17 protein-coding genes are annotated in these 18899 nt (G+C 60.7%); 4 read left to right on the forward strand and 13 right to left on the reverse strand.

All coding sequences use genetic code 11. From position 1 onward, the window contains the following. Nucleotides 1-271 precede the first annotated feature (271 nt). The 8 genes from MNBBLIKP_RS05875 to MNBBLIKP_RS05910 all read right to left on the reverse strand — a co-directional run bounded on the left by MNBBLIKP_RS05875 (nt 272) and on the right by MNBBLIKP_RS05910 (nt 8830). Nucleotides 272-1432 carry a DmpA family aminopeptidase gene (locus tag MNBBLIKP_RS05875; protein ID WP_088308436.1) on the reverse strand — a complete coding sequence of 387 codons (1161 nt, stop codon included), beginning with the start codon at nt 1430-1432 and terminating at the stop codon, nt 272-274. A gap of 166 nt (nt 1433-1598) precedes the next feature. After that, nucleotides 1599-2876 carry a fumarylacetoacetase gene (fahA, locus tag MNBBLIKP_RS05880; protein ID WP_088308438.1) on the reverse strand — a complete coding sequence of 426 codons (1278 nt, stop codon included), beginning with the start codon at nt 2874-2876 and terminating at the stop codon, nt 1599-1601. Then, nucleotides 2873-3421, reverse strand: a complete 549-nt coding sequence (locus MNBBLIKP_RS05885) for a VOC family protein (protein ID WP_088308440.1) — start codon at nt 3419-3421, stop codon at nt 2873-2875. The genes fahA and MNBBLIKP_RS05885 overlap by 4 nt, the downstream gene beginning before the upstream one ends. Beyond that, on the reverse strand, nt 3418-4518 hold the full coding sequence (gene hppD, locus MNBBLIKP_RS05890) for a 4-hydroxyphenylpyruvate dioxygenase (RefSeq protein ID WP_088308443.1): 1101 nt from the start codon (nt 4516-4518) through the stop codon (nt 3418-3420). The genes MNBBLIKP_RS05885 and hppD overlap by 4 nt, the downstream gene beginning before the upstream one ends. A 102-nt stretch (nt 4519-4620) precedes the next feature. Next, nucleotides 4621-5268, reverse strand: a complete 648-nt coding sequence (locus MNBBLIKP_RS05895; RefSeq protein WP_088308445.1) for a CoA transferase subunit B — start codon at nt 5266-5268, stop codon at nt 4621-4623. Nucleotides 5269-5270: 2 nt separating this feature from the next. Beyond that, on the reverse strand, nt 5271-6245 hold the full coding sequence (locus MNBBLIKP_RS05900; protein WP_088308447.1) for a 3-hydroxybutyryl-CoA dehydrogenase: 975 nt from the start codon (nt 6243-6245) through the stop codon (nt 5271-5273). 2 nt (nt 6246-6247) lie between these two features. Next, complete coding sequence (locus MNBBLIKP_RS05905; RefSeq protein ID WP_088308449.1) at nt 6248-7330, reverse strand: NAD/NADP-dependent octopine/nopaline dehydrogenase family protein; 1083 nt, start codon at nt 7328-7330, stop codon at nt 6248-6250. Between the two features lie 96 nt (nt 7331-7426). After that, on the reverse strand, nt 7427-8830 hold the full coding sequence (locus tag MNBBLIKP_RS05910) for an FAD-binding oxidoreductase (RefSeq protein WP_176399670.1): 1404 nt from the start codon (nt 8828-8830) through the stop codon (nt 7427-7429). 238 nt (nt 8831-9068) lie between these two features. Between MNBBLIKP_RS05910 and MNBBLIKP_RS05915 the strand changes: the two genes are divergently transcribed. Genes MNBBLIKP_RS05915 through MNBBLIKP_RS05925 form a run of 3 tightly spaced genes read left to right on the forward strand, consistent with a single transcriptional unit; the run spans nt 9069 to nt 11569 of the window. After that, a complete protein-coding gene (locus MNBBLIKP_RS05915) occupies nt 9069-9584 on the forward strand; it encodes a YybH family protein (protein ID WP_088308453.1) in 516 nt (171 codons plus the stop codon). Then, a complete protein-coding gene (locus MNBBLIKP_RS05920) occupies nt 9581-10417 on the forward strand; it encodes an SDR family NAD(P)-dependent oxidoreductase (RefSeq protein ID WP_088308455.1) in 837 nt (278 codons plus the stop codon). Before MNBBLIKP_RS05915 ends, MNBBLIKP_RS05920 begins: the two co-directional genes overlap by 4 nt. 6 nt (nt 10418-10423) lie before the next feature. Continuing rightward, nucleotides 10424-11569, forward strand: a complete 1146-nt coding sequence (locus tag MNBBLIKP_RS05925) for a trans-sulfuration enzyme family protein (RefSeq protein ID WP_088308457.1) — start codon at nt 10424-10426, stop codon at nt 11567-11569. Nucleotides 11570-11581: 12 nt separating this feature from the next. Here the strand turns inward: MNBBLIKP_RS05925 and MNBBLIKP_RS05930 are convergent, their stop codons facing one another. Together MNBBLIKP_RS05930 and MNBBLIKP_RS05935 are read right to left on the reverse strand one after the other, a co-directional pair. Beyond that, complete coding sequence (locus tag MNBBLIKP_RS05930) at nt 11582-12553, reverse strand: ester cyclase (RefSeq protein ID WP_140420535.1); 972 nt, start codon at nt 12551-12553, stop codon at nt 11582-11584. 80 nt (nt 12554-12633) lie between these two features. Beyond that, nucleotides 12634-14940 carry a TonB-dependent receptor gene (locus MNBBLIKP_RS05935; protein WP_088308461.1) on the reverse strand — a complete coding sequence of 769 codons (2307 nt, stop codon included), beginning with the start codon at nt 14938-14940 and terminating at the stop codon, nt 12634-12636. 169 nt (nt 14941-15109) lie between these two features. On the opposite strand from MNBBLIKP_RS05935, the gene MNBBLIKP_RS05940 reads away from it, so the two are divergent. Further along, nucleotides 15110-15754 (forward strand): c-type cytochrome, encoded by a 645-nt coding sequence (locus MNBBLIKP_RS05940; RefSeq protein ID WP_088308463.1) that lies wholly within the window; start codon nt 15110-15112, stop codon nt 15752-15754. Here MNBBLIKP_RS05940 and MNBBLIKP_RS05945 read toward each other — a convergent pair. From MNBBLIKP_RS05945 to MNBBLIKP_RS05955, 3 genes are read right to left on the reverse strand one after another with little or no spacing between them, the layout of a single operon-like run. After that, a complete protein-coding gene (locus tag MNBBLIKP_RS05945) occupies nt 15740-16162 on the reverse strand; it encodes a Zn-ribbon domain-containing OB-fold protein (protein WP_088308465.1) in 423 nt (140 codons plus the stop codon). The two genes, MNBBLIKP_RS05940 and MNBBLIKP_RS05945, sit on opposite strands and share 15 nt — an antisense overlap. Further along, nucleotides 16159-17358: a thiolase family protein gene (locus MNBBLIKP_RS05950; protein ID WP_088308467.1), complete on the reverse strand. Its 1200-nt coding sequence runs from the start codon at nt 17356-17358 to the stop codon at nt 16159-16161. The genes MNBBLIKP_RS05945 and MNBBLIKP_RS05950 overlap by 4 nt, the downstream gene beginning before the upstream one ends. Then, entirely contained in the window at nt 17359-18894 is a 1536-nt protein-coding gene (locus MNBBLIKP_RS05955; RefSeq protein ID WP_088308469.1) for an AMP-binding protein, read from the reverse strand. Nucleotides 18895-18899: the final 5 nt, after the last annotated feature.

Genomic DNA, 18899 nt, shown 5'->3' on the forward strand with positions numbered 1-18899 from the left:
TCCAAAGCACTCCTCAAGTGACGCAATCCTTACGCGAGCCCTTGATTCCAGACGCTTCGAGCAATGCGAAGGTTGCGAAATTTGCTGCAAACGGAACCAGAGCTTGAAGGCGTTTCGCGGTTCGGAGCAACCTGTAACGACAGGACGATTGGCATCACTTCCGTGGGGGCGGGTCTTAGAGTCTTTCCGACCTAGATTGACCCACCGAGACTGGGCCGATTTTGGTCTGTGGACAGCGTTGCCCGACGATCATTTGCGCAAGGCTAAAGCCCTATCGTTTCGCTGGATTTTTCGGTTCGTTGAGGCGGCCATACTTGCGAAGAGCGCCCCGCAGCCTGTCGTGCGGAAGGGCATGAGCCGTGTTGCCGTTGATGCCTGTCATCGTCCGTGCTGCGACCATGGCATTGATCACGGCTTCTTCAGTGGCTTCCACGGTAGCCCGAAACAGCAAGCTCATCGAATCATTGGCGAGGCTGGTTACCTCTGCAGATTTTTCCCGACTCCAGGCGCCTGGGTTCGCGGTAGAGAAGGCAATGAAGATGTCACCCGATCCGTTTGAAGCATAGGAACCGTTGCGGGCAATCCCCATCGCCGCCCGCTGCGCCAGGCGCTTGAGTTGGTGCGGCAACAGCGGAGCATCGGTTGCGACCACGATGATAATCGATCCATTCTCCTGGTTGTGATCACCATAAGTGGTTGTCAGATCGGTAATCTCACGGCCAACCGGAACTCCGGCAACGGTGAATGTATCCCGGATGCCATAGTTGGATTGGACCAGAATTCCCACGGTGTAGGTCTTGCCATCAAGCGTGACCACGCGTGACGAAGTTCCGATGCCGCCCTTGAATCCGTGGGTCATCATGCCGGTGCCGCCGCCCACATTGCCTTCGGCAACCAGGCCCGGTTTCGCATTGTCGAGCGCGGCGAAGGTATGCACTTTGGTGACGTGAAAGCCGTTGATGTCGTTCAGATCACCATCGTAGGTCTCGGCGACGACTGGCAGCATCCAGAAGGTATTGGGCTCGTTGGCGAGCGGCTGGAAAAACTTCTTCTTTTGGGCCCATTCGATGGTTGCGTCGCGAACCGTGCCGACGCTGTGGGTGTTGGTGATCATCACCGGACCTTCCAGCCAGCCGGATTCCTCAATCCAGGTCGTGCCCGTCATCTCGCCGTTGCCATTGAGCGAAAACCAGCCTGCGTAGACAGGATCATAGGTCTTGCCGCGGGGCAGGATAGCGGTAACGCCCGTTCTCACCGGACCCTTGCCGGTCACCAGTTTGCCATTACCCGATATCAGTGTGGTGTGGCCGACCTCTACCCCCGGCACATCGGTGATGGCATTGAGCGGTCCCGGATTGCCGTCGAAAGGGACACCCAGATCTCTTGCCCGCACGGGCTCGGCAGCCGGATTCGTAGATTGCGCGATAGTCATGGGCGGGATGCTAACCAGCAAGAGAAGAAGGAACGAATGGAATGTCCATTTCGGAGCGTGCATGGAATCTCTCTTCTCAATGGCAACAATCCTGAACGTCTCGTTATGGCCTAAGATTATGGGAATAGGCAATGCGCGGGACTGTCGAGAGTCTCATAGCAACCCATCACCCCTGCACCCTGCCCGAACAGGGCCCAAAACCGATCGAGCGATAGCCTTCCCGATCGGCAAACGCTCGCAAGGAAAGTTCGTCGCCATCCTCTAGAAAGCAGCGCTCTTCGCCTCCCGGCAGGGCCAGGGGCTGCGTACCGCCAGCAGCAATTTCCATCAGGCTGCCATAGGCACCGCGGTTTGGCCCCGAAATCGTGCCGGTGCCGAGCAGATCGCCAGGCTTGAGGTTACAGCCGTTGGCGGTGTGATGCGCAATCATCTGGGCTGCGGTCCAGTACATGTTGCTGAGCGGGCCGGAGGACAGCCGATGTGCGTTCAAGCCTGCTTCGCGCATACGGGCAGTCCTGATTTCGACCGCCAAGGTGATTGCAAAGGCACCCGCTTGCTGGTCGGATTCGTCCCAAAGATAGGGAAGCGGCTTGGGATCGCCTTCGAGACGTGCGGGTTGTGCGATCCGGAACGGTTCGAGCGCCTCAGCGGTTACAACCCACGAGGATACCGTGGTTAGAAAACTCTTCGACAGGAAGGGGCCGAGCGGCTGGTATTCCCAAGCCTGCAGGTCTCGCGCGGACCAGTCATTGAGCAGACACAGCCCGCCAATGCGGTCTGCGGCGGCAGCGATCGGAACCGGAGCGCCCAACTGGTTTTCACCTGCGATCCAGACACCCATCTCCAGCTCATAGTCGAGCCTTTGGCTTGGACCATAAGCAGGTTCGGCGGCATCAATTGGCTTGCATTGCCCCCACGGCCTTACAACCGGCTCGCCCGATACGCGAACGCTTGACGCACGCCCGTGATAGCCAATGGGGACATATTTGTAGTTGGGCAGCAATGGATTGTCTGGGCGGAACAGTTTGCCGATATTCGTCGCATGATGAATGCCGACGTAGAAATCGGTGTAGTCGCCGATCTGGAATGGCAGGCGCATGCGCACGTCGACTTGCCGATGCAAGTGCGGTTCGACCAGGTTGCGGTGAGCTTCGTCGCTCAGCAGGGCGAACAAGCGGTGCCGCAGCGCGCGGCGCATTTCAGCTGGCTGGCTGAACAAGGCATTGAGAGTGTCAGTGCCGAGGGGCGGGCGGATGTGCTGCGAAAACTCGGCGGCAAGCGCACCCAGATCGACTATCCAATCACCGATCGCCGCACCGATCCGCGCTTCGTCAGAGCCAGGGTCGAACACGCCAAGCGGCAAGTTTTGTATCGGGAAATCGGCATGGCTATCTGCACCCGGTACCCAGCTTGATGCGGCGATATCATGGGTATGATCGATCACCGATCTGCTCCGGGATCCTCGTGCAGCCAGGCGGCGTGGCGCGGGGCGCGCTTGGTCGCGGCCCACTCGTTCAGCATAGCCGGGGCCACCGCGCGCAGTTCGGCATATTGTTCGCTGGTGCCGATATTGCAGGCCAGTTCCAGCCGGTGGCCATTAGGATCGAAGAAATAAATCGAGCGGAAGATACCGTGATAGGTCGGCCCCAGCACTTCGATTCCCTGGGCTTCGATATGCCCCTTTGCGGCGAGCAGCGCGTCCAGATCTTCCACTTCGAAGGCCAGGTGCTGGACCCAGGCCGGGGTATTCGTATCGCGGCCCATCTCGGGCTGCTGCGGCAGTTCGAAAAAGGCCAGCACGTTACCGCCGCCGCAATCGAGAAAGACGTGCATGTAAGGGTCGTCTTCGCCGGTCGAGGGGACCTTGTCCTCGGAAAAGGCGGTGGTGTAGGTCATGCCCAACACGCGGGCGTACCAGTCGACCGTCTCTTTCGCGTCGCGGCAGCGATAGGCGACGTGGTGGATGCGCTTGAGGCTGGGGGCGGTCACTGCGCGGCTCCTACCACTTGCAAGGCACCGCGGGCGATCTGGTCGCGCTCGATGCTTTCAAACAGCGCCTTGAAGTTGCCTTCGCCGAAGCCTTCATCCTTTTTGCGCTGGATGAATTCAAAGAACACCGGGCCGACCACCGTTTCCGAAAAGATCTGCAGCAGCAGCCGCGGGTCGCCCTTTTCGGTCGAACCATCAAGCAAAATCCCGCGCTTCTGCAATTCCTCGACCGGCTCGCCGTGGCCGGGCAGGCGCTCGCCCAGCATCTCGTAATAGGTTGCGGGCGGCGCGGACATGAACGGGGTTCCCAGCGCTTTCAGCTTGTCCCAGCAGAGCGGAAGATCATCACAGGCAAAGGCGATATGCTGGATCCCCTCGCCGTTGTACTGGCGCAGAAATTCCTCGATCTGCCCGCCGCCGGCCTTGCCTTCCTCGTTAAGCGGGATGCGGATCTTGCCATCCGGTGCAGTCATCGCCCGGCTGGTCAGCCCGGTATATTCGCCCTTGATGTCGAAGAAGCGGATCTCGCGAAAACCAAAGACGCGCTCGTAAAAGCCGCCCCAGTGAACCATGCGGCCGCCATAGACGTTATGGGTCAGGTGATCGATGGTGTGGAAGCCAGCGCCGACCGGATGGCGATCGACCCCTGGCAGGTAGACGAAATCGATGTCGTAGATCGAAAGGTCGCCCGCTTCCTGCCCGGCATAACGATCGACCAGATAGATGATTGAACCGCCGATCCCGCGGATTGCAGGCAACCGCAGTTCCATCACCCCGGTCGCCCCTTCAACCGGTTCGGCCCCGCGTTCGAGCGCCAGTTCATAGGCCTTCTTCGCGTCGCGCACCCGCCAACCCATACCGCAGCACGAAGCGCCGTGTTCGGCCGCGAAATAGGCTGCCGGGCTGCGCGGTTCGTAATTGGCGATCAGGTTGATCCCGCCCTGGCGCCACAGATCGACATCTTTCGAGCGATGCCGGGCCACAAGCGTAAACCCCATCGCCAAAAACACCGGCTCCAAAACGCCCTTTTCTGGCGCGCAGAATTCAATGAATTCGAAGCCGTCGAGGCCAAGCGGATTTTCGAACAGATCGGACATGCGGTTCAACCTCCGGATATAGTTACAAGCGAAACTATATCCGGATGAGGTCTCGATGCAAGAGCCCGGACTTATGCAAAAGCGAGCAATCCTACTGCTGGATCAATCCTGGACTGCGACCTCGTATTCCGCTGTCGTCAGCGCCGCGATATCATCCAGGTTCACGCCCGGAGCCAGCTCGATCAATGCGAACGGACTGGCGTGATCGGGACGCTGGAACACGGCAAGCTCGGTGATCACCATGTCGACCACATTGCGCCCCGTCAGTGGCAAGGTGCACTCAGGGATAAACTTGGGGCTGCCATCCCTGGCGCAGTGTTCCATCACCACAATGATCTTCTTGACCCCGGCGACCAGATCCATCGCCCCGCCCATGCCCTTGATCATCTTGCCCGGCACCATCCAGTTGGCGATGTCGCCGTTCTCGGCGACTTCCATTGCGCCGAGAACAGCAAGGTCGATGTGCCCACCGCGGATCATGGCGAAGCTGGCGGCGCTGTCGAAGAATGAGGAATCTGGCAGTTCGCTGACAGTCTGCTTGCCAGCATTGATCAGGTCTGGATCGGCTTCGCCCTCATAAGGGAACGGGCCGATCCCCAACATCCCGTTTTCCGATTGCAAGGTCACCTCAACGCCCGGAGGCACGTGATTGGCGACCAGGGTGGGAATGCCGATGCCCAGGTTGACGTAAAAGCCATCCTTCAGCTCCTGAGCGGCGCGTGCGGCCATTTCATCGCGGGTCCAGGGCATCGTCAGGCCTTCCGTCCGGGGGTGAGATCGAGCGCCTTGAGCAGCGAGACAAAGGCGCCCAGCCGCTTGGCACGGTAATCGGCAACATCGACGCCGTTCCAATCATAGAAGCCGGCACCATCGCGCATACCGTTGCGGCCGGACTTCATATTCTCGACCACCGACTGGGGCGCTTTGTAGCGGTTGGCATCGACATTTTTCGCCAAGTAATCAGATGCATAATAGAGGATGTCGTTGCCGCCAAAGTCGATGAATTCGATCATCCCAAGAACGGCATAACGAATGCCAAAGCCCAGACGGATGGCCTTGTCGATGTCCTCGACCGATGCCACGCCTTCCTCGGCTAGTCGGGCGGCTTCATTCATGGCCAGCGCCTGAATACGGGGGATGATGTAGCCGGGCGAGTTTTTCATCACGACCGGGGATTTGCCGATATCCTCGAGACTATCCACCAGCCTTTTGACCGCAGCGTCGCTGCTGAGCGTGCCGCGCGCGACCTCGACCAAGGGCATCAGCATGGCAGGATTGAGCCAGTGGGCGTTGACGAAGCGTTCGGGCTGGGTCCCCATCGCGGCCAGATCGTCGACCGCCATGGTCGAACTCGTTGAGGCCATCACCGCATCGCTCGCCGCGTGCTGGCAGGCCCAGGCGAACAGTTCCTGCTTGGCTTCGGTTGTTTCGGGCACGCCTTCATAGAACAGCGGGATGCTGCCAAGCTTTGCCTCAGCTTCCTCGCGGCCGCACATCGATATCCGCGCCATGGCCGGTTCCAGCGCTGCTGCCGAGCCAATTCCAAGTCCAGCCAGAAACGCCAGATCGTCGGCGATTTCCTTGTGGGCCTCGGCAACCAGTTTCAGCCGGCCAGCCTCATCGCGAGGTTTGACGTCGACCATCAGCACGCTCTTGCCCGCAAAGGCGTAGGCCTCGGCAATTCCACGGCCCATCCGGCCGAGCCCAAGAATGGCTACATCGGCCATAGTCAGATGCCGTCGCGCATAAGAGTGCTCATCTGGTCCCTGCTAAGCCCTGCCAAGCCGAGGTTCTCCAGCGTGCGTCCCTCTGCAAACAGGTCGCGGCCCGTGATGGCCGAGGCGATCGCAAGGAACCCGTTGACGAGCGGAGTCTCGACCCCGGCCCATTTTCCGACCGAACTCAGCATGGAGAGCCCCAGGCGGGTATCCTCAAGCATGTAGCGATGCTCGGTCAGCACGATATGCTCGCGCCAGTCGCCACTGTCAGTCAGCGAGTCATGTGCGCCGCGACCATACATCCATTCATCACCCTCTTTCGCATAGTGATCGGCCAGTGGGTAATGCGGTGCGGCATAGCCAAGCGTTTCGCGGATCCTGATCCGTTCGGCATCGAGCGCATCGGTCGTCCGGCGGATCGCAGGCTGGGTCCCCTCATTGTGGATGTCCCAGCGCTCGAAATGCTCAAGCGGGCCTGCGTTCATCATGATCAGCGGCGGGTGGATGATGCCGCCCGCGTTCATCAGTGCACCCGAAAGCGCATCCTCGATCGGATGGATCGCGGGATAGACCTGCGCCAGCTTTGCCAGCGCCGCAGCGCTGTTGCGGGCCGGAATGCAGCCGGTCGGCAGATGCTTGCCATAGCCCGAGGTTATGACATAGGCTGGACCGTGTTTGCGCGCGAGGTAAGGCAGAGTGCCGGTTTCGCAGAAGGTCACATCGGCCTGGTTGCCGGCATCGCGTGCAGCTTTCAGATAGATGTAGCTGCCGAATGTGCCCGGCGGCAGGAACACAACTTGGCCGTCCTCCCAATAGGGGGCGCAAGCCGCCGCCAGCGATTCCTGGGTGGTTGCCGGAAGCGGGATGACCACCACCTCGGCGCCTTTGATGGCTTCACCAAGATCAGTCGTGGGACGGGCAATTGCGATGTCGCGTTCGCCCTTGAAGTCCTTGACCCGGATTTTCCGACCTTCCAGAACCGCCTGGAATTCCTCTGCGCCACGCCGCCATAAGCGCACGGTGTGCCCATTTTCTGACAGCTCTGCCGCCGCTGCATAGCAACCGTGACCCCCGCCAAGAACTGCAACTTCCATGCTCGATCTCCCGTAACCGTGTCAGGCGGCCATAGCGCAGGCTGACGGCGGGCGATTATGGAAGGGCCACGAATTGCTTTGCGAAGGGCACGCCGATCAAGTGCCCAGATAGGACTGGAAGATGCCGTCAGGGTCGTACTTGCTGCGGACGGCCTGCAGGCGCTTCCAGTCATCGGGCGCAAAGCAGCTGGCGATTTGGGCCGCATCGCGTTCGACATCGATCTCGTTGATGTACCGACCCGAGGCATAGGGTGCGAGCGCACCCGAAGTCTTGCGCAGCCAGCCGATCGCGGCCTCGCCTTTTTCGGGGGTATCGCCGATCGAATAGACCCCGATGTAAAGCTTGCCGTGAATGCGCGCAGCGGCATTTGCGGGGTGCGGTGCGGGATCGATCAGTGACATGACGACATGCGATCCGGGGCCAGGGGAATCGAGAAACTGCTGGGCCAACACCGGCAATGCTTCTGCGCTTCGGTTGGTCCAGATGCTATCGACGCCAAAGAAGCCGTAGTTGAACGCGCCCTTGTAATTGAGCGTCTCGAAATAGCTCTTCTCAAAGCTCCAGTCCTCGCGCGGAACCTTCATCAGCGCAGTCGCGGCAATTGGTTCGGCTGCGATCGCGGCCAACTGCTTTGCGGCTGCGGCTTCCGAGGCGCCAAACAGATTGATCCGGGCAACGCAGGCCTTGGCTTCTGGGCCGGTGGCATCGGGCGCGGCCATCGGGCTGTGGGCCAGAATAATCAGCGGTTCGCAGCCAGCAAGCATGCCGCGCGCTTTCATGTCTTCCAACCAGGCGATGGCTTCACCGGTACGCAAGGCGGGGAAGATGTAGGTCGCCGAAGTGACGATCTTTGGTGCGGCATAGGTTTTGACGTGAAAACGCGTAACGATCCCCGGGAACCCGTTTCCGGCGCCGCGCAGCGCCCAGGCCAGATCGGAATCATTGGCATCGTCAATCATGCGCAGCTTGCCGTCAGCGGTGACGACTTCCGCGCCAATTATGCTGTGCGCCGAAAGCCCGCCCCAGTTCTCCCAGTTGAGACCAACGCCGCCGCCCAGGAGATAACCACCCATGCCCACAGAAGCACAATGGGCAGCTGGAAAGGCCCGGCCTTGCTTGCCCAGCGCAACCATGATGTCTCGGCTCCACACGCTCGGCTCGATCCAGGCGCTCTCACCACCGGGTTCAATCTCGACCTTGCGGAAATTCCACATGTCGATGAGCATGCCCTCGTCGCGCAGGTAATTGCCCCACAAGTTGTGGCCCGAGGATTTGGTCGAGACTTTCAGTTTGTTCGCGCGGGCATAGGCCACCGCCTGTTGCACAGCTTCGACAGTATTTGGCCGCACGATCATTGCGGGCTTGCGAACCGGTTTGCGCGACTGCCAGACCACGCCGGTGCGCCAGGCCTCATAGTCGGCTGCAGAGGGCGTGATGACGCGGCCATCGAGCGACAGCGGGGGCAGCGACCCGAAGCTGCAGCCGCCGAGTGGGAGCAAGCCGACGGCTCCGAGCGAGGAAGCGCCAGCTAGCCACGTCCGCCTGTTCAGCACGAAGCCCCCATCCGTCATCGCCAACCCTCCAGCCGCAGTTTTCGAGATTGCGGTATAAGTCGCAATGCCGATGCCCGTCCTTTGCGCAAGTCCGTCGATCTTATGCGCATCCGAATAATGAACAAGCGAGGCAGCATAGCGACAACCGGCCCGCGCTTGATAGGATGCGGTTGAGAGGTGACCTATGAGAATTTGGCTGACTTTGATGGCAGGGGCACTGGCCGGCTGCACTCCGGCTTCGCAAAGCGGCGGTCCGCAACCCGCGGGCGCAGTCGCCGCGGCAGCGTCGTTTTCGCTTCCAGCGGCGCAGGCCCGGATCGATGCGGACTATATCGCGCCGTTTAAGGCCGGAGATGTCGAGCGTTGGCTGATGGTCTTCACCGATGATGTAGTCGGCCTGCACAACCGCATGCCAGCGATGGAAGGCAAGGAAGGGCTGCGCGGTTTTGGCAGTTTTGTTGCCCAAAACCTTACGGTTCCGGAAATGTCGGTAAACCTGACGGGGATCCGCCAGGAAGGCGATCTGGCCTATACCTGGGGCACCTATCGCAGCCGCCTGCTGATGCGCGCGAGCGGCGAGTCGCTGCCGGGGCATCGCGGCGAAGGCAAGGTGCTGTTCGTGTGGAAGCGGCAACCGGACGACACGTGGAAGATCGCGGTTGATATGGGCAATGATTTGCCGGCACCTGGCGGAGCATGACTGCACGTTCGATCCTGATTACCGGCGTATCCAGCGGTATCGGCGCGGCGACGGCAGAGCATTTTCTGTTGCGCGGCTGGCGCGTGCTGGGAACGGTGCGCCGCTTTGAGGACGCCGCCCACCTGAGTGAGCGCGGGGGCAAGCAGTTCAGCCAGATCTTGCTCGATGTGACCGATGAGGACCGTATTACGCAGTTGCCTGCCGAGGTCGAGGCGCTGCTCGAAGGCACCCCGCTCGACGTGCTGTGCAATAACGCCGGAACCAGCATGCCGGCCGCCACGGTCTATCAATCGGTTGCCGGGTTTAGGTCTGCGATCGAGCTTAACCTGATCGCGCCTTTTGCGATCACCCGCGCGCTATTTCCCTTGCTGCGCCGCCCGGGCGGACGGATCGTATTCATCGGCTCGCTCGCCGGGGTCGATCCCTTGCCCTTTTGCGGCGCCTATTCCGCCGCCAAGCACGGCATCGAAGGCCTGGCAGGGAGCCTTAGGGTCGAGCTCAGCCAGCACGGCATCCGCACGGTGGTGATCGCGCCGGGATCGGTGCGAACAGCGATTGGATCGAAGATTGGGCCAGACACACCGATCGAAGGTGCGGACAGTGAATTCGGTCCTGCTTTTGGGCGCATGGCAGAGCACATGGGCAAAGAAGCCCAAACCGCCCTCGACCCCTTGCGTGTGGCCCAAGCAGTAGAACTAGCCTGCACCGCCCATGAACCGCGCGCCCGCTATGTTGTGACACCGGGCTATGTAAGCAATTGGCTGGGGCCGAGGCTGCTGGGGCGCAAGTGGCTGGAAAGCCGTTGGCGCAGGCGCCTATTCAGCAAGGATTAGTGTACGATGGTCGGCAAACCACCCACCCAGGCAAACCAGCTTGGTAACCGTGGCTTCGGCAGCGGAATCCCGATAATTACCGCAAACTTCTTTCCTGTTGGCCAGGATGATCCGGCACCAGGCTATCTTCCTCCACGCGATCCGACCGATCCGACGCAGCGGGTCGAGTATGCCCGCGCCGGTAGCCCCACGGTATGGGCATTAGAAGAAGTTCTGGCAACGCTTGAGGGGGGCGAGCTCGCGGTATGTGCTGCCTCGGGTATGTCCGCCATTTCGCAATGTCTGCTGGCGCATCTTTCTGCTGGCGACAGGCTTATCTATTCGAAGTGGGCCTATCCCAATACTGTCGATTTCCTGGCCAATCATTTGGGTAGATTGGGCATACAGGCGATCGCATCCGACACCAACGACCTGGCGGCACTTGAAGCAGACCTTTCGCAGCACAGGCCCAAGGCTCTGTTCTTCGAACCACTCAGCAATCCTGCACTAGCCTATTGCCCCGCAAGAGAAATCGCAGCGTTGTGCAAGGCTTTTGGGGTGATTTCCATCGCCGATAACTCGCTGTTGTCACCAGCTATCCTTCGCCCGCTCGAGCATGATGTCGATATTGTCATTCACAGCCTGACCAAGATCATCGGTGGCTTTGGCGAAGCAATGGGCGGGGTGGTGATCGGACGATCCGAACTGATCAATCCGGTTGCAAGGATGCGCTGGACCCTGGGTGGCGTGCTGGCACCGCAGGTGGCAGGCAAGATCCACGACGGCGTTCGCTCTTTAGATCTTCGTGTCATGAAGACCAGTTCTTCGGCGCTTCAAGTCGCGACGAAGCTGGCGACCGATGCCCGCATTGCTGAACTGATCTATCCAGGGTTAGCGAGCTACCATTGGCGCGATCCGTTTGCTGCTGATTGCGGTCATCTCGGGGGCAGTGTGATCACGTTTTTCCACAAGGGCGGAGCCGAAGCCGTCGCACGCATGGCGAACCACAGCAGCTTCATCCGTTTTGGCCCGAGCTTCGGAATGGCGATGACCAGTTGCAATGGCGGCACGGCAAGCGAACGATATTACGACCAGTCGGCGGGTTTCGTCCGACTGTCCATCGGCCTTGAGGATCCGGAGGACATAGTCACCGAACTAGATCGGATCCTTTGAAGCACTTGCAAATTATCGATCAAAGCTGACCGGTTCTTCGTTCAGCCAAAGCTCTGTGATCTTGCTGTCGCCGTTGAGCCGCGCGATCGCCTGTCCTCTCCAGGTTGCGACCGTGCGGTAGCCGGGGCTCTGGCCCCGCCAAGGCGCACGTTGCGAGCTGCGGGCCTGCCAGCGAAAAGCGACCATCGACCAACCAGACATAGGTTCGCCCACAAGTTGCATGTGCAGATCAGGAAAGGCCATCCAAAGGCTGTCGTAGTGCGCGAGCAGATCGGATTTGATCGCATTGCCGCAGTTCAGGCCGTGGACGATCAGCCCGTCAGCGAGCATGCCGGCCACTTCGGTTCTGCGCTGTGCCGGTGCCTCAACCCGGCTGAACGAATTGGTGAAGCGCGTGACGAAGGTATAGCCCTGCTCCTCGCTCAGCCCTGGCCCGTTGAGCTGGGCAGCGATCCGGGCACCTTCATCACGCCCCTTGTCGCCCAGCAACTGGCCCATGCGGTAGGCGTGGTCGTGATTCGACCAGCGCTCGACGATCCGTCCGTCGCTACCATAGCGGAAGAAGGTCTGGCCGCGCAGGGTGACCGGCTTGTCCTTGGCTACAACCCCGTCAAAAGTGCCGTTGAGCGTCAGCATTGAGTGATAGCGATGCGCCCCCATCTCGCCCGCGACAATTCGATCATCCTCGACCAGCGTGCCGTTCTGCAGTTCGAAGAACACTGCCCGGTAGTGCTTTCGGACATCCTCGATCGTTCCGATCCGATCGGGAACCAGTCCGAATACCCTGGCGCCTGGATCGAATAGCGCGATGTAGCGATCATAGGCCGAGCGGCGGTCCGCGCTATTGGCTGTTGCCAATTCGGCATCCATGCCCGCAGTCGTGCGGGCGGCGGCGCGCTGATCGAGCTTGCACGGCCCGGCAGCGGCGGTTCCCGAAGCCGCAAGTGCGATTGCCAATCCGGCCATCAGTTTGCAGACCCGCATGATCGCGCGCTCCATTTAAGCAAAAGCCCCGGACTTCGCTGGAAATCCGGGGCTCGTTGCTGTCGTCGGCAGAGGAAGTCTCAGTACTTGTACTGCAGTGTTACCCCATAGAAACGCGATTCGCCGATGTAGCTGAGCACCGAGGCACCGTCGAAGTTGAACCGCGCGCCGTCGAGCGGGATGCGGAAATCGATCGTGCGATACTTCGTGTCAAAGCAGTTGCGGCACCACAGCGACGCTTCCCAACGATCATCTTCGCCGCGGATGCCGATCCGGGCATTGGCCAGCGAATAGCCATCCTGCGATTCACTGCGATCATTGGTGGTGAAGTAGCTGCTCTTGAATGCCAGATCGCCGTGCACGAAGCCCTTGACCCCGCTCGAGCTGATCGGGAACTCGTAGGTTGCTCCAAACCCTCCACTCCAGCGCGGAGCATGGTCAAGGTCAAAGCCGTTGTTGTCCTTGGTTTCGGCGTAAACAACACCAGCGGTCAGATCGAGTCCATCAACTGGCGAGACACCCGCATCGATATCGACACCCTTGGTGGTGGCCGAACCGATGTTGATCACGCTGAACGAGCCTGACGGCAGCAGCGCCTGGGTTTGCAGGTTCTTGGCCTTGGTATGGAAGAGCGCCAGGTTGAAGCGGCCCTGCGATCCCATGAAGGTGGTCTTGAGCCCGGCTTCGAAGTGATTGACCGTTTCCTTGTCAAAGGTCGGGTCGGACGGCGCGCAGCTGAACGTTCCCGGAAACGGACCGGGGCCACAACCGGGAGGAGGAGTAGGGCCAAACTGCGGGCCCACCAGAATCCCGCCCGCATCGCGGATCAGGCTGATCCCGCCGCCCTTGTACCCACGGCTGTAAGTGCCATAGAGATTGGCCGCATCGCTGACTTCATAGGCCAGACTGACGGTGCCGCTGATCCCGTTGTCGCTGACCTTGGCCGGAACCAGAGTGCCGGCGCCATAGTCGTAAACCATCGGTAACGGGAACGGCTGGGGATAGGTGAAGGTACCGAAGCCATCCTTCTTATCGGACGAATATCGCAGGCCCGCAGTGATCGTCAGGCGATCGAGCTTGGCAATGCCGTGGGCAAACAAACCGTAGCTTTTGCCGTCCTGACCCATGTTGTCGGTGAAGGCCACGCCCGGCACCCAGGGGAAGAAGAAACCTGGGCCATTGCCAGCGATCTGGCTGCCCCAGACGAACTGGTTGAGGCGGCGGATCTTTTCGTCGCTGAAGAAGCCGCCGACGATCAGGTCCAGGTTCTCACCTACCTTGGTCGACAGGCGCAGCTCCTGGGTGAAGGTCTCGATCGATTCGCCCTGGTTGGTGTTGAGGATGTCGGTGCCGACAAAGTCGTTATCGCCCTGGAAAGTGTCTTCGAACGAGCGATATGAAGTGATCGAGCTAAGCGTTACGCCGCCAAGATCGAAATTCACTTCAGCTGACAGGCCCCAGTCTTCGGCATTGAGCAATGGCGCGGTGTTCACCGCAGCACGGCGCCTGGTATCCGAGCGATCGGCAAAGAACGCAGAGCCGGCGGCTGTCGCAAGCAGCTGATTGGCAGCCGTGTCCGCCGCATCAACCTTATAGGGGACCGCGGTTATCGAAAGCTCGTCAGCCTTGGCATAATCGGCAATCAGCCGCACGTTGAAACTGTCGCTCGGTTCAAACAACAGCTGTCCACGAATGTTGAAGCGGTGCTTTTCGCCGTATCCGGCACCGGTCACTGCATCGCGAATATAGCCATCGTCATCGACGAAGCCGGCCGCGACGCGAAACGCTGCCGTATCGCCCAGCGGTACATTGACCATGCCCTGCAGGTTGACGCGCTTGTGATTGCCATATTCGCCGCGCAAGGTGAAAGCGGTTTTTCCCACATCCGGCTTGGCGGTGATGAAGTGAATCAGGCCGGCCGAGGTGTTCTTGCCGAACAGCGTGCCCTGCGGGCCCTTGAGCACTTCGACGCGCTCGAGATCGAGGAAGTCGCTGCCAGCAACCAGGCCCGAGCGCGAGCGGTAAACGTTATCGATCACAGTTCCGACCGAAGGCTCGAAGCCCAGGTTGAACACGCCGGTGCCCAGCCCGCGGATCGAGAAAGCGCCGCCTGCCGAAGGCGGGTTGGTGGTGCGGATGTCAAGGCCGGGCACCTGCGTCTGCAGCGAAAAGACATCGGTGACGCCAGCGTTCTGGAGCGATTCACCGGCGACTGCGTTGACCGTAAACGGAATGTCTTGAACGCTCTGAGCGCGCTTCTGCGCCGTAACGACAATCTCACCGCTGCCGGCTTCGTCGGCATCTGCGTTCTGTGCCAGGGCGGGAGCTGCGGCCAGTGCCGCCCACGTACCACTCGCCAGAAGCAAGCTCTTCCAAGTTCTCGACATGATGACCTCCCGCAATGTTGTTGCCTGAATTTCTGAGTTCACGCCCTAACCCGGGACATTGCTACCTGCTTATGGGATACCCGGCATCTGTTATGCAAAATGCATCCATCGTTGAGATTGGCCGATTTGCGGGCTTTATCGTGGTTCGCCAGCTGGCTTGGAGATACCCATGATTCGCACATCACACTGGATTGCTCCAATCGGATTGCTGGCAGCCGCCTCGGGAATCGCGTTCGCGGCGTCGACCGGCATGCAGGAGCATGAGGTCCAGAAGATGGTCGCAAGCTGCGCCGTCTGCCATGGCAGCAAGGGCGAAGGCATTGAGGCCAGATCCGCACCGCGGCTTGCCGGGCTCGATGCCGCCTACCTGGGATCGCAGCTCAACCATTTTGCGGCGGGCGCGCGCGGGACGCAGCCGGGTGACCCTTTCGGCCCGCAGATGCACGTGATTGCCCAATCACTTGGTCCGGAAGAACGCAAGCGCGCAGCGGCCTTTTACAGCAAGCGATCGGCATCGGCACCCCATGCGACAATCGCCAAAAGCGCTGCCCAAGCGCGCGGAGTCCAGGCCTATGACGGCTGCGCTGCGTGTCACGGCGCGGACGGCATGGGCAATGCTGACATCGGTGCGCCGCGGCTGGCGGGCCAGGCCGACTGGTATATCCTGGCCAGCCTCAAGGCTTACCGGGCTGGCGGGCGCGGCTATGACCCGGCGGACATGGCCGGGCAGCAAATGAAGCAGGCCGCAACAGCTCTGGCAGACGAAGATCTGGCGCCGGTTTCGGCCTATGCTAGCGCACTAGGCAGCAAGTGACCGGGCGCCGAACAGGCAGCCGTTGGTATACCGCGTGACGACAAGTTCAATAGGTGTGTCGAAGCGGGCCTGGGGATCGCCGAGCCATTCCGCAATCAGCCGAACACCTTCATCCAGATCGACTATCGCCCGGGTATAGGGGCCATCGCGCATCAGTGCTGGCGGGCCGGCATGGACGGTGGTGAGTGCATAAAGCGTGCCCCTGCCGTTGGCCTCTGTCCAAAGCGTTTCAGATCCCGGACATTCGGTACAAATGCTGCCGGGGGGGAAACGCAGAGCGGTGCAAGCGGTGCACTGCTGAAGCAGGAACCGGCCTTCACCAAGTGCCTGCCAGAATTGGCGGGTGAAGTGGCCACTGCGCGGTACCGACGGCAAGTCAGCGTTAATGTTGATGATCGGAAGTGTCATTTCGGGCCCTCAAGCACATGGATCAGGGCAGCATTGTAGTTTCCGGATTCGCAACAGTGCATGGCCAACCGGGCACCTTCGACCTGCCGCGCGCCACAACGGCCAAGCAATTGTTCGCGCAGCTCAAGCAAGCCGTAAAGCCCCGTTAGTGCCGGAGGATGACCGCGAGACAGGCAGCCACCCGAAGTGTTGATCGGGATCCGTCCGCCAAGTGAGGTTACGCCCGCAGCGGCATCGAGCGCGCCCTGGCCTTTTGCACAGAACCCGATCGCTTCGCTGACCAGGACTTCGGTTATTGTGCAAGGCGCATAAAGTTCGGCAAGGTCGATATCGCCCAGGCTCACTCCCGCGGTATCCAGCGCCGCGTGGGCGGCCTGCCGGGCGGCCGGAAAGGCGGTCATATCGTGGGGTTTTCCGCCGATTTGGTGATAGCCCTCGTGATGATAGCCGCGGCCTTCCACGGTCACATAGGGCTTGCCACTGGCGCGGGCCGCCTCTTCGCTGGCCAGCACCAGGCAGATTGCTCCGTCGGCTACCGATGGCACTTCGAACAGGCCAAGCGGGGAAACGATCATCCGCTGGGCCAGAACCTCTTCCAGCGTCAATTCCTTGCGAAACTGGGCCAGCTCGTTGGCCATCGCATGCCTGCGGCTTTTGACCGCGATCTGGGCGATCTGCTCTCGCGTTATTCCGGTTTCGTGCATGTAGCGCGCGGCATCGAAGGCATACCAGCTGATCGGGGTAAGACCGAACGGTGATTGGAAATCGACATCGCCCACCGCGCGCAGGCTGTGCTCCATGACCACCGACAAGGGGGCATTGGTCTGGTACGAGATGCCCAGGGCCAGAGCCGTTTCAGCGCGGCCCAGTGCGACGTCGGCCAGCGCCTGATCGAAGGTAAGTCCGCCCGAAACCCCCAGCGCGCTGACCTCAGACACCGAGCCATTGCAACGCAGCCCAAGCCGCGCGGCCATATAGGTCGAAAACCCAAGCTGGCGGGTTGAAGGGCTGGGCGTGACGAAGGCCGCTGTATCGACGGCGATGCGATCCAGCCCCGCTTCGGCCAGCGCTGCGATCACCAGCGGCCCAAGCACATCGAGCTCGAACAGGGCGTCATCGTCTTGGTCGCTGGGCGCCCACCTGCCCACCGGGCTGGCCGCGGCGCCGACAATCGCAACTTTTCGCGGCGCGTTCATTCAGGCAGCGATTTCGCCAAACAGGGTCTGGCGCAGCTTGTGCTTCTTGACCTTGCCCGAATCCTCGCGCGGGAACTGATCGCAGATCCGGATGATGCGCGGCACCTTGTACGACGAGATCCGTTCCTTGAGGAAAGCCTGCACCGCACCCTCGCCAATCTCTGCGCCTTCGCTTGGCTGGACCGCAGCCACGAGCTGCTCGCCGAATTCGGGGTGCGGCACACCAAACACCGCGCAATCGCTCACCCCAGGCATGCCGATCAGCGCTTGCTCGACCTCAGCCGGGTAAATGTTCACTCCTCCGGAAATGACCATGTCGGTCTTGCGATCGGAAATGAACAGGAAGCCGTCCTCGTTGAGATAGCCAATATCCCCGGTCGCTACGAAATCGCCATGGCGCAGTTCGGCCGTCTTCTGCTCGGCACGGTGGTAGGCCACATGGCCGGTTGTTTCGGAATGAACGAAAATCTCACCGGGCTCGCCAGGATCACATTGGCTGCCGTCATCGCGGCGGGTCTGGATCGTGACCCCCGGAGCCGGATGGCCAACACTGCCAGGGTAGCGCAGCCAGTCTTCGCTGTTCGAGATCGCAATGAAGCCAGTCTCGGTCATTGCGTAGTATTCGTGGATTACCGGACCCCACCATTCGATCATTGCGCGCTTCACATCGGGTGGGCACGGTGCCGCGCCGTGAACAACATGGCGCAGGCTGGAGAAGTCGAAACGGCGCTTGTCGTCATCGCCGAGTGCCAGCAGGCGGACGAACATCGTTGGCACCATGTGCAGGTTGGTAATTTGGTACTTTTCAATCAGCTCGAGCAATTCAAGCGGGTTGAATTTCGATTGCAGCACCAGCAACCCACCTTCACCGAGGATCTGCATGGCGTAAGCATTTGGTGCACTGTGATAAAGTGGTCCGGTCATCACCGAGCGAACTTCACCGCTGCCAATGCCAAACGAAACCGCCGCGCGGTGCATTACCGCTTTCACCGCATCGGGCGAAATCGGCAAACGCTTGACCCCTTTGGGCTGCCCGGTCGTGCCCGAGGTGTAGAACATCGGCCCAGTCACCTGCATGCTTGGCCGGTCCCAGGCCTCATGCCCCTCAATCCAGTCGCCCCAGATCGGGAGGGCATTTGATAGGCGGGTCGGGCGCGAAGCATCGTATTGGCCGGACACTTCAGGCGGAGTTTCGACCACGACCAGTTCGCGTCCGGCGCAGACCGAGATCAGCGCCTCATCGACTAGATCGGCATGGGCGATCACGAGTTTGGCCTCGCAGTCGTTCAGGATGTAGTCGATTTCATCGGCCGTCATGTGCCAGTTGAGCGGCACCGTGACTGCTCCAAGCACCGAGGCTGCCATCGTTGCTTCAAAGAAGGCGATGTCATTGCGCAAAAGCAGGGCGACCCGATCGCCCTGCCAGATGCCGGCCTCGTGCAGCGCCGATGCAGCCTTTGCGGTGCGTCGACGTAGTTCATCGAGTGATGCATGGCGATCACCGCTGATAATCCCGTCAAGTGCCTTGTGTGCCATGCTTG

The sequence above is a fragment of the Novosphingobium sp. B 225 genome, assembly GCF_002198665.1.
Taxonomy (GTDB): Bacteria; Pseudomonadota; Alphaproteobacteria; order Sphingomonadales; family Sphingomonadaceae; genus Novosphingobium.

Coding starts and splice junctions, on each gene's coding strand:
- MNBBLIKP_RS05905 (WP_088308449.1), bottom strand. CDS start 7,330: ATGGAAGTTGCAGTTCTTGGCGGGGGTCACGGTTGCTATGCAGCGGCG.
- MNBBLIKP_RS05935 (WP_088308461.1), bottom strand. CDS start 14,940: ATGTCGAGAACTTGGAAGAGCTTGCTTCTGGCGAGTGGTACGTGGGCG.
- MNBBLIKP_RS05895 (WP_088308445.1), bottom strand. CDS start 5,268: ATGCCCTGGACCCGCGATGAAATGGCCGCACGCGCCGCTCAGGAGCTG.
- MNBBLIKP_RS05900 (WP_088308447.1), bottom strand. CDS start 6,245: ATGGCCGATGTAGCCATTCTTGGGCTCGGCCGGATGGGCCGTGGAATT.
- MNBBLIKP_RS05875 (WP_088308436.1), bottom strand. CDS start 1,432: ATGACTATCGCGCAATCTACGAATCCGGCTGCCGAGCCCGTGCGGGCA.
- hppD (WP_088308443.1), bottom strand. CDS start 4,518: ATGTCCGATCTGTTCGAAAATCCGCTTGGCCTCGACGGCTTCGAATTC.
- MNBBLIKP_RS05940 (WP_088308463.1), top strand. CDS start 15,110: ATGATTCGCACATCACACTGGATTGCTCCAATCGGATTGCTGGCAGCC.
- MNBBLIKP_RS05920 (WP_088308455.1), top strand. CDS start 9,581: ATGACTGCACGTTCGATCCTGATTACCGGCGTATCCAGCGGTATCGGC.
- MNBBLIKP_RS05955 (WP_088308469.1), bottom strand. CDS start 18,894: ATGGCACACAAGGCACTTGACGGGATTATCAGCGGTGATCGCCATGCA.
- MNBBLIKP_RS05915 (WP_088308453.1), top strand. CDS start 9,069: ATGAGAATTTGGCTGACTTTGATGGCAGGGGCACTGGCCGGCTGCACT.
- MNBBLIKP_RS05930 (WP_140420535.1), bottom strand. CDS start 12,553: ATGCGGGTCTGCAAACTGATGGCCGGATTGGCAATCGCACTTGCGGCT.
- MNBBLIKP_RS05925 (WP_088308457.1), top strand. CDS start 10,424: ATGGTCGGCAAACCACCCACCCAGGCAAACCAGCTTGGTAACCGTGGC.
- MNBBLIKP_RS05950 (WP_088308467.1), bottom strand. CDS start 17,358: ATGAACGCGCCGCGAAAAGTTGCGATTGTCGGCGCCGCGGCCAGCCCG.
- MNBBLIKP_RS05945 (WP_088308465.1), bottom strand. CDS start 16,162: ATGACACTTCCGATCATCAACATTAACGCTGACTTGCCGTCGGTACCG.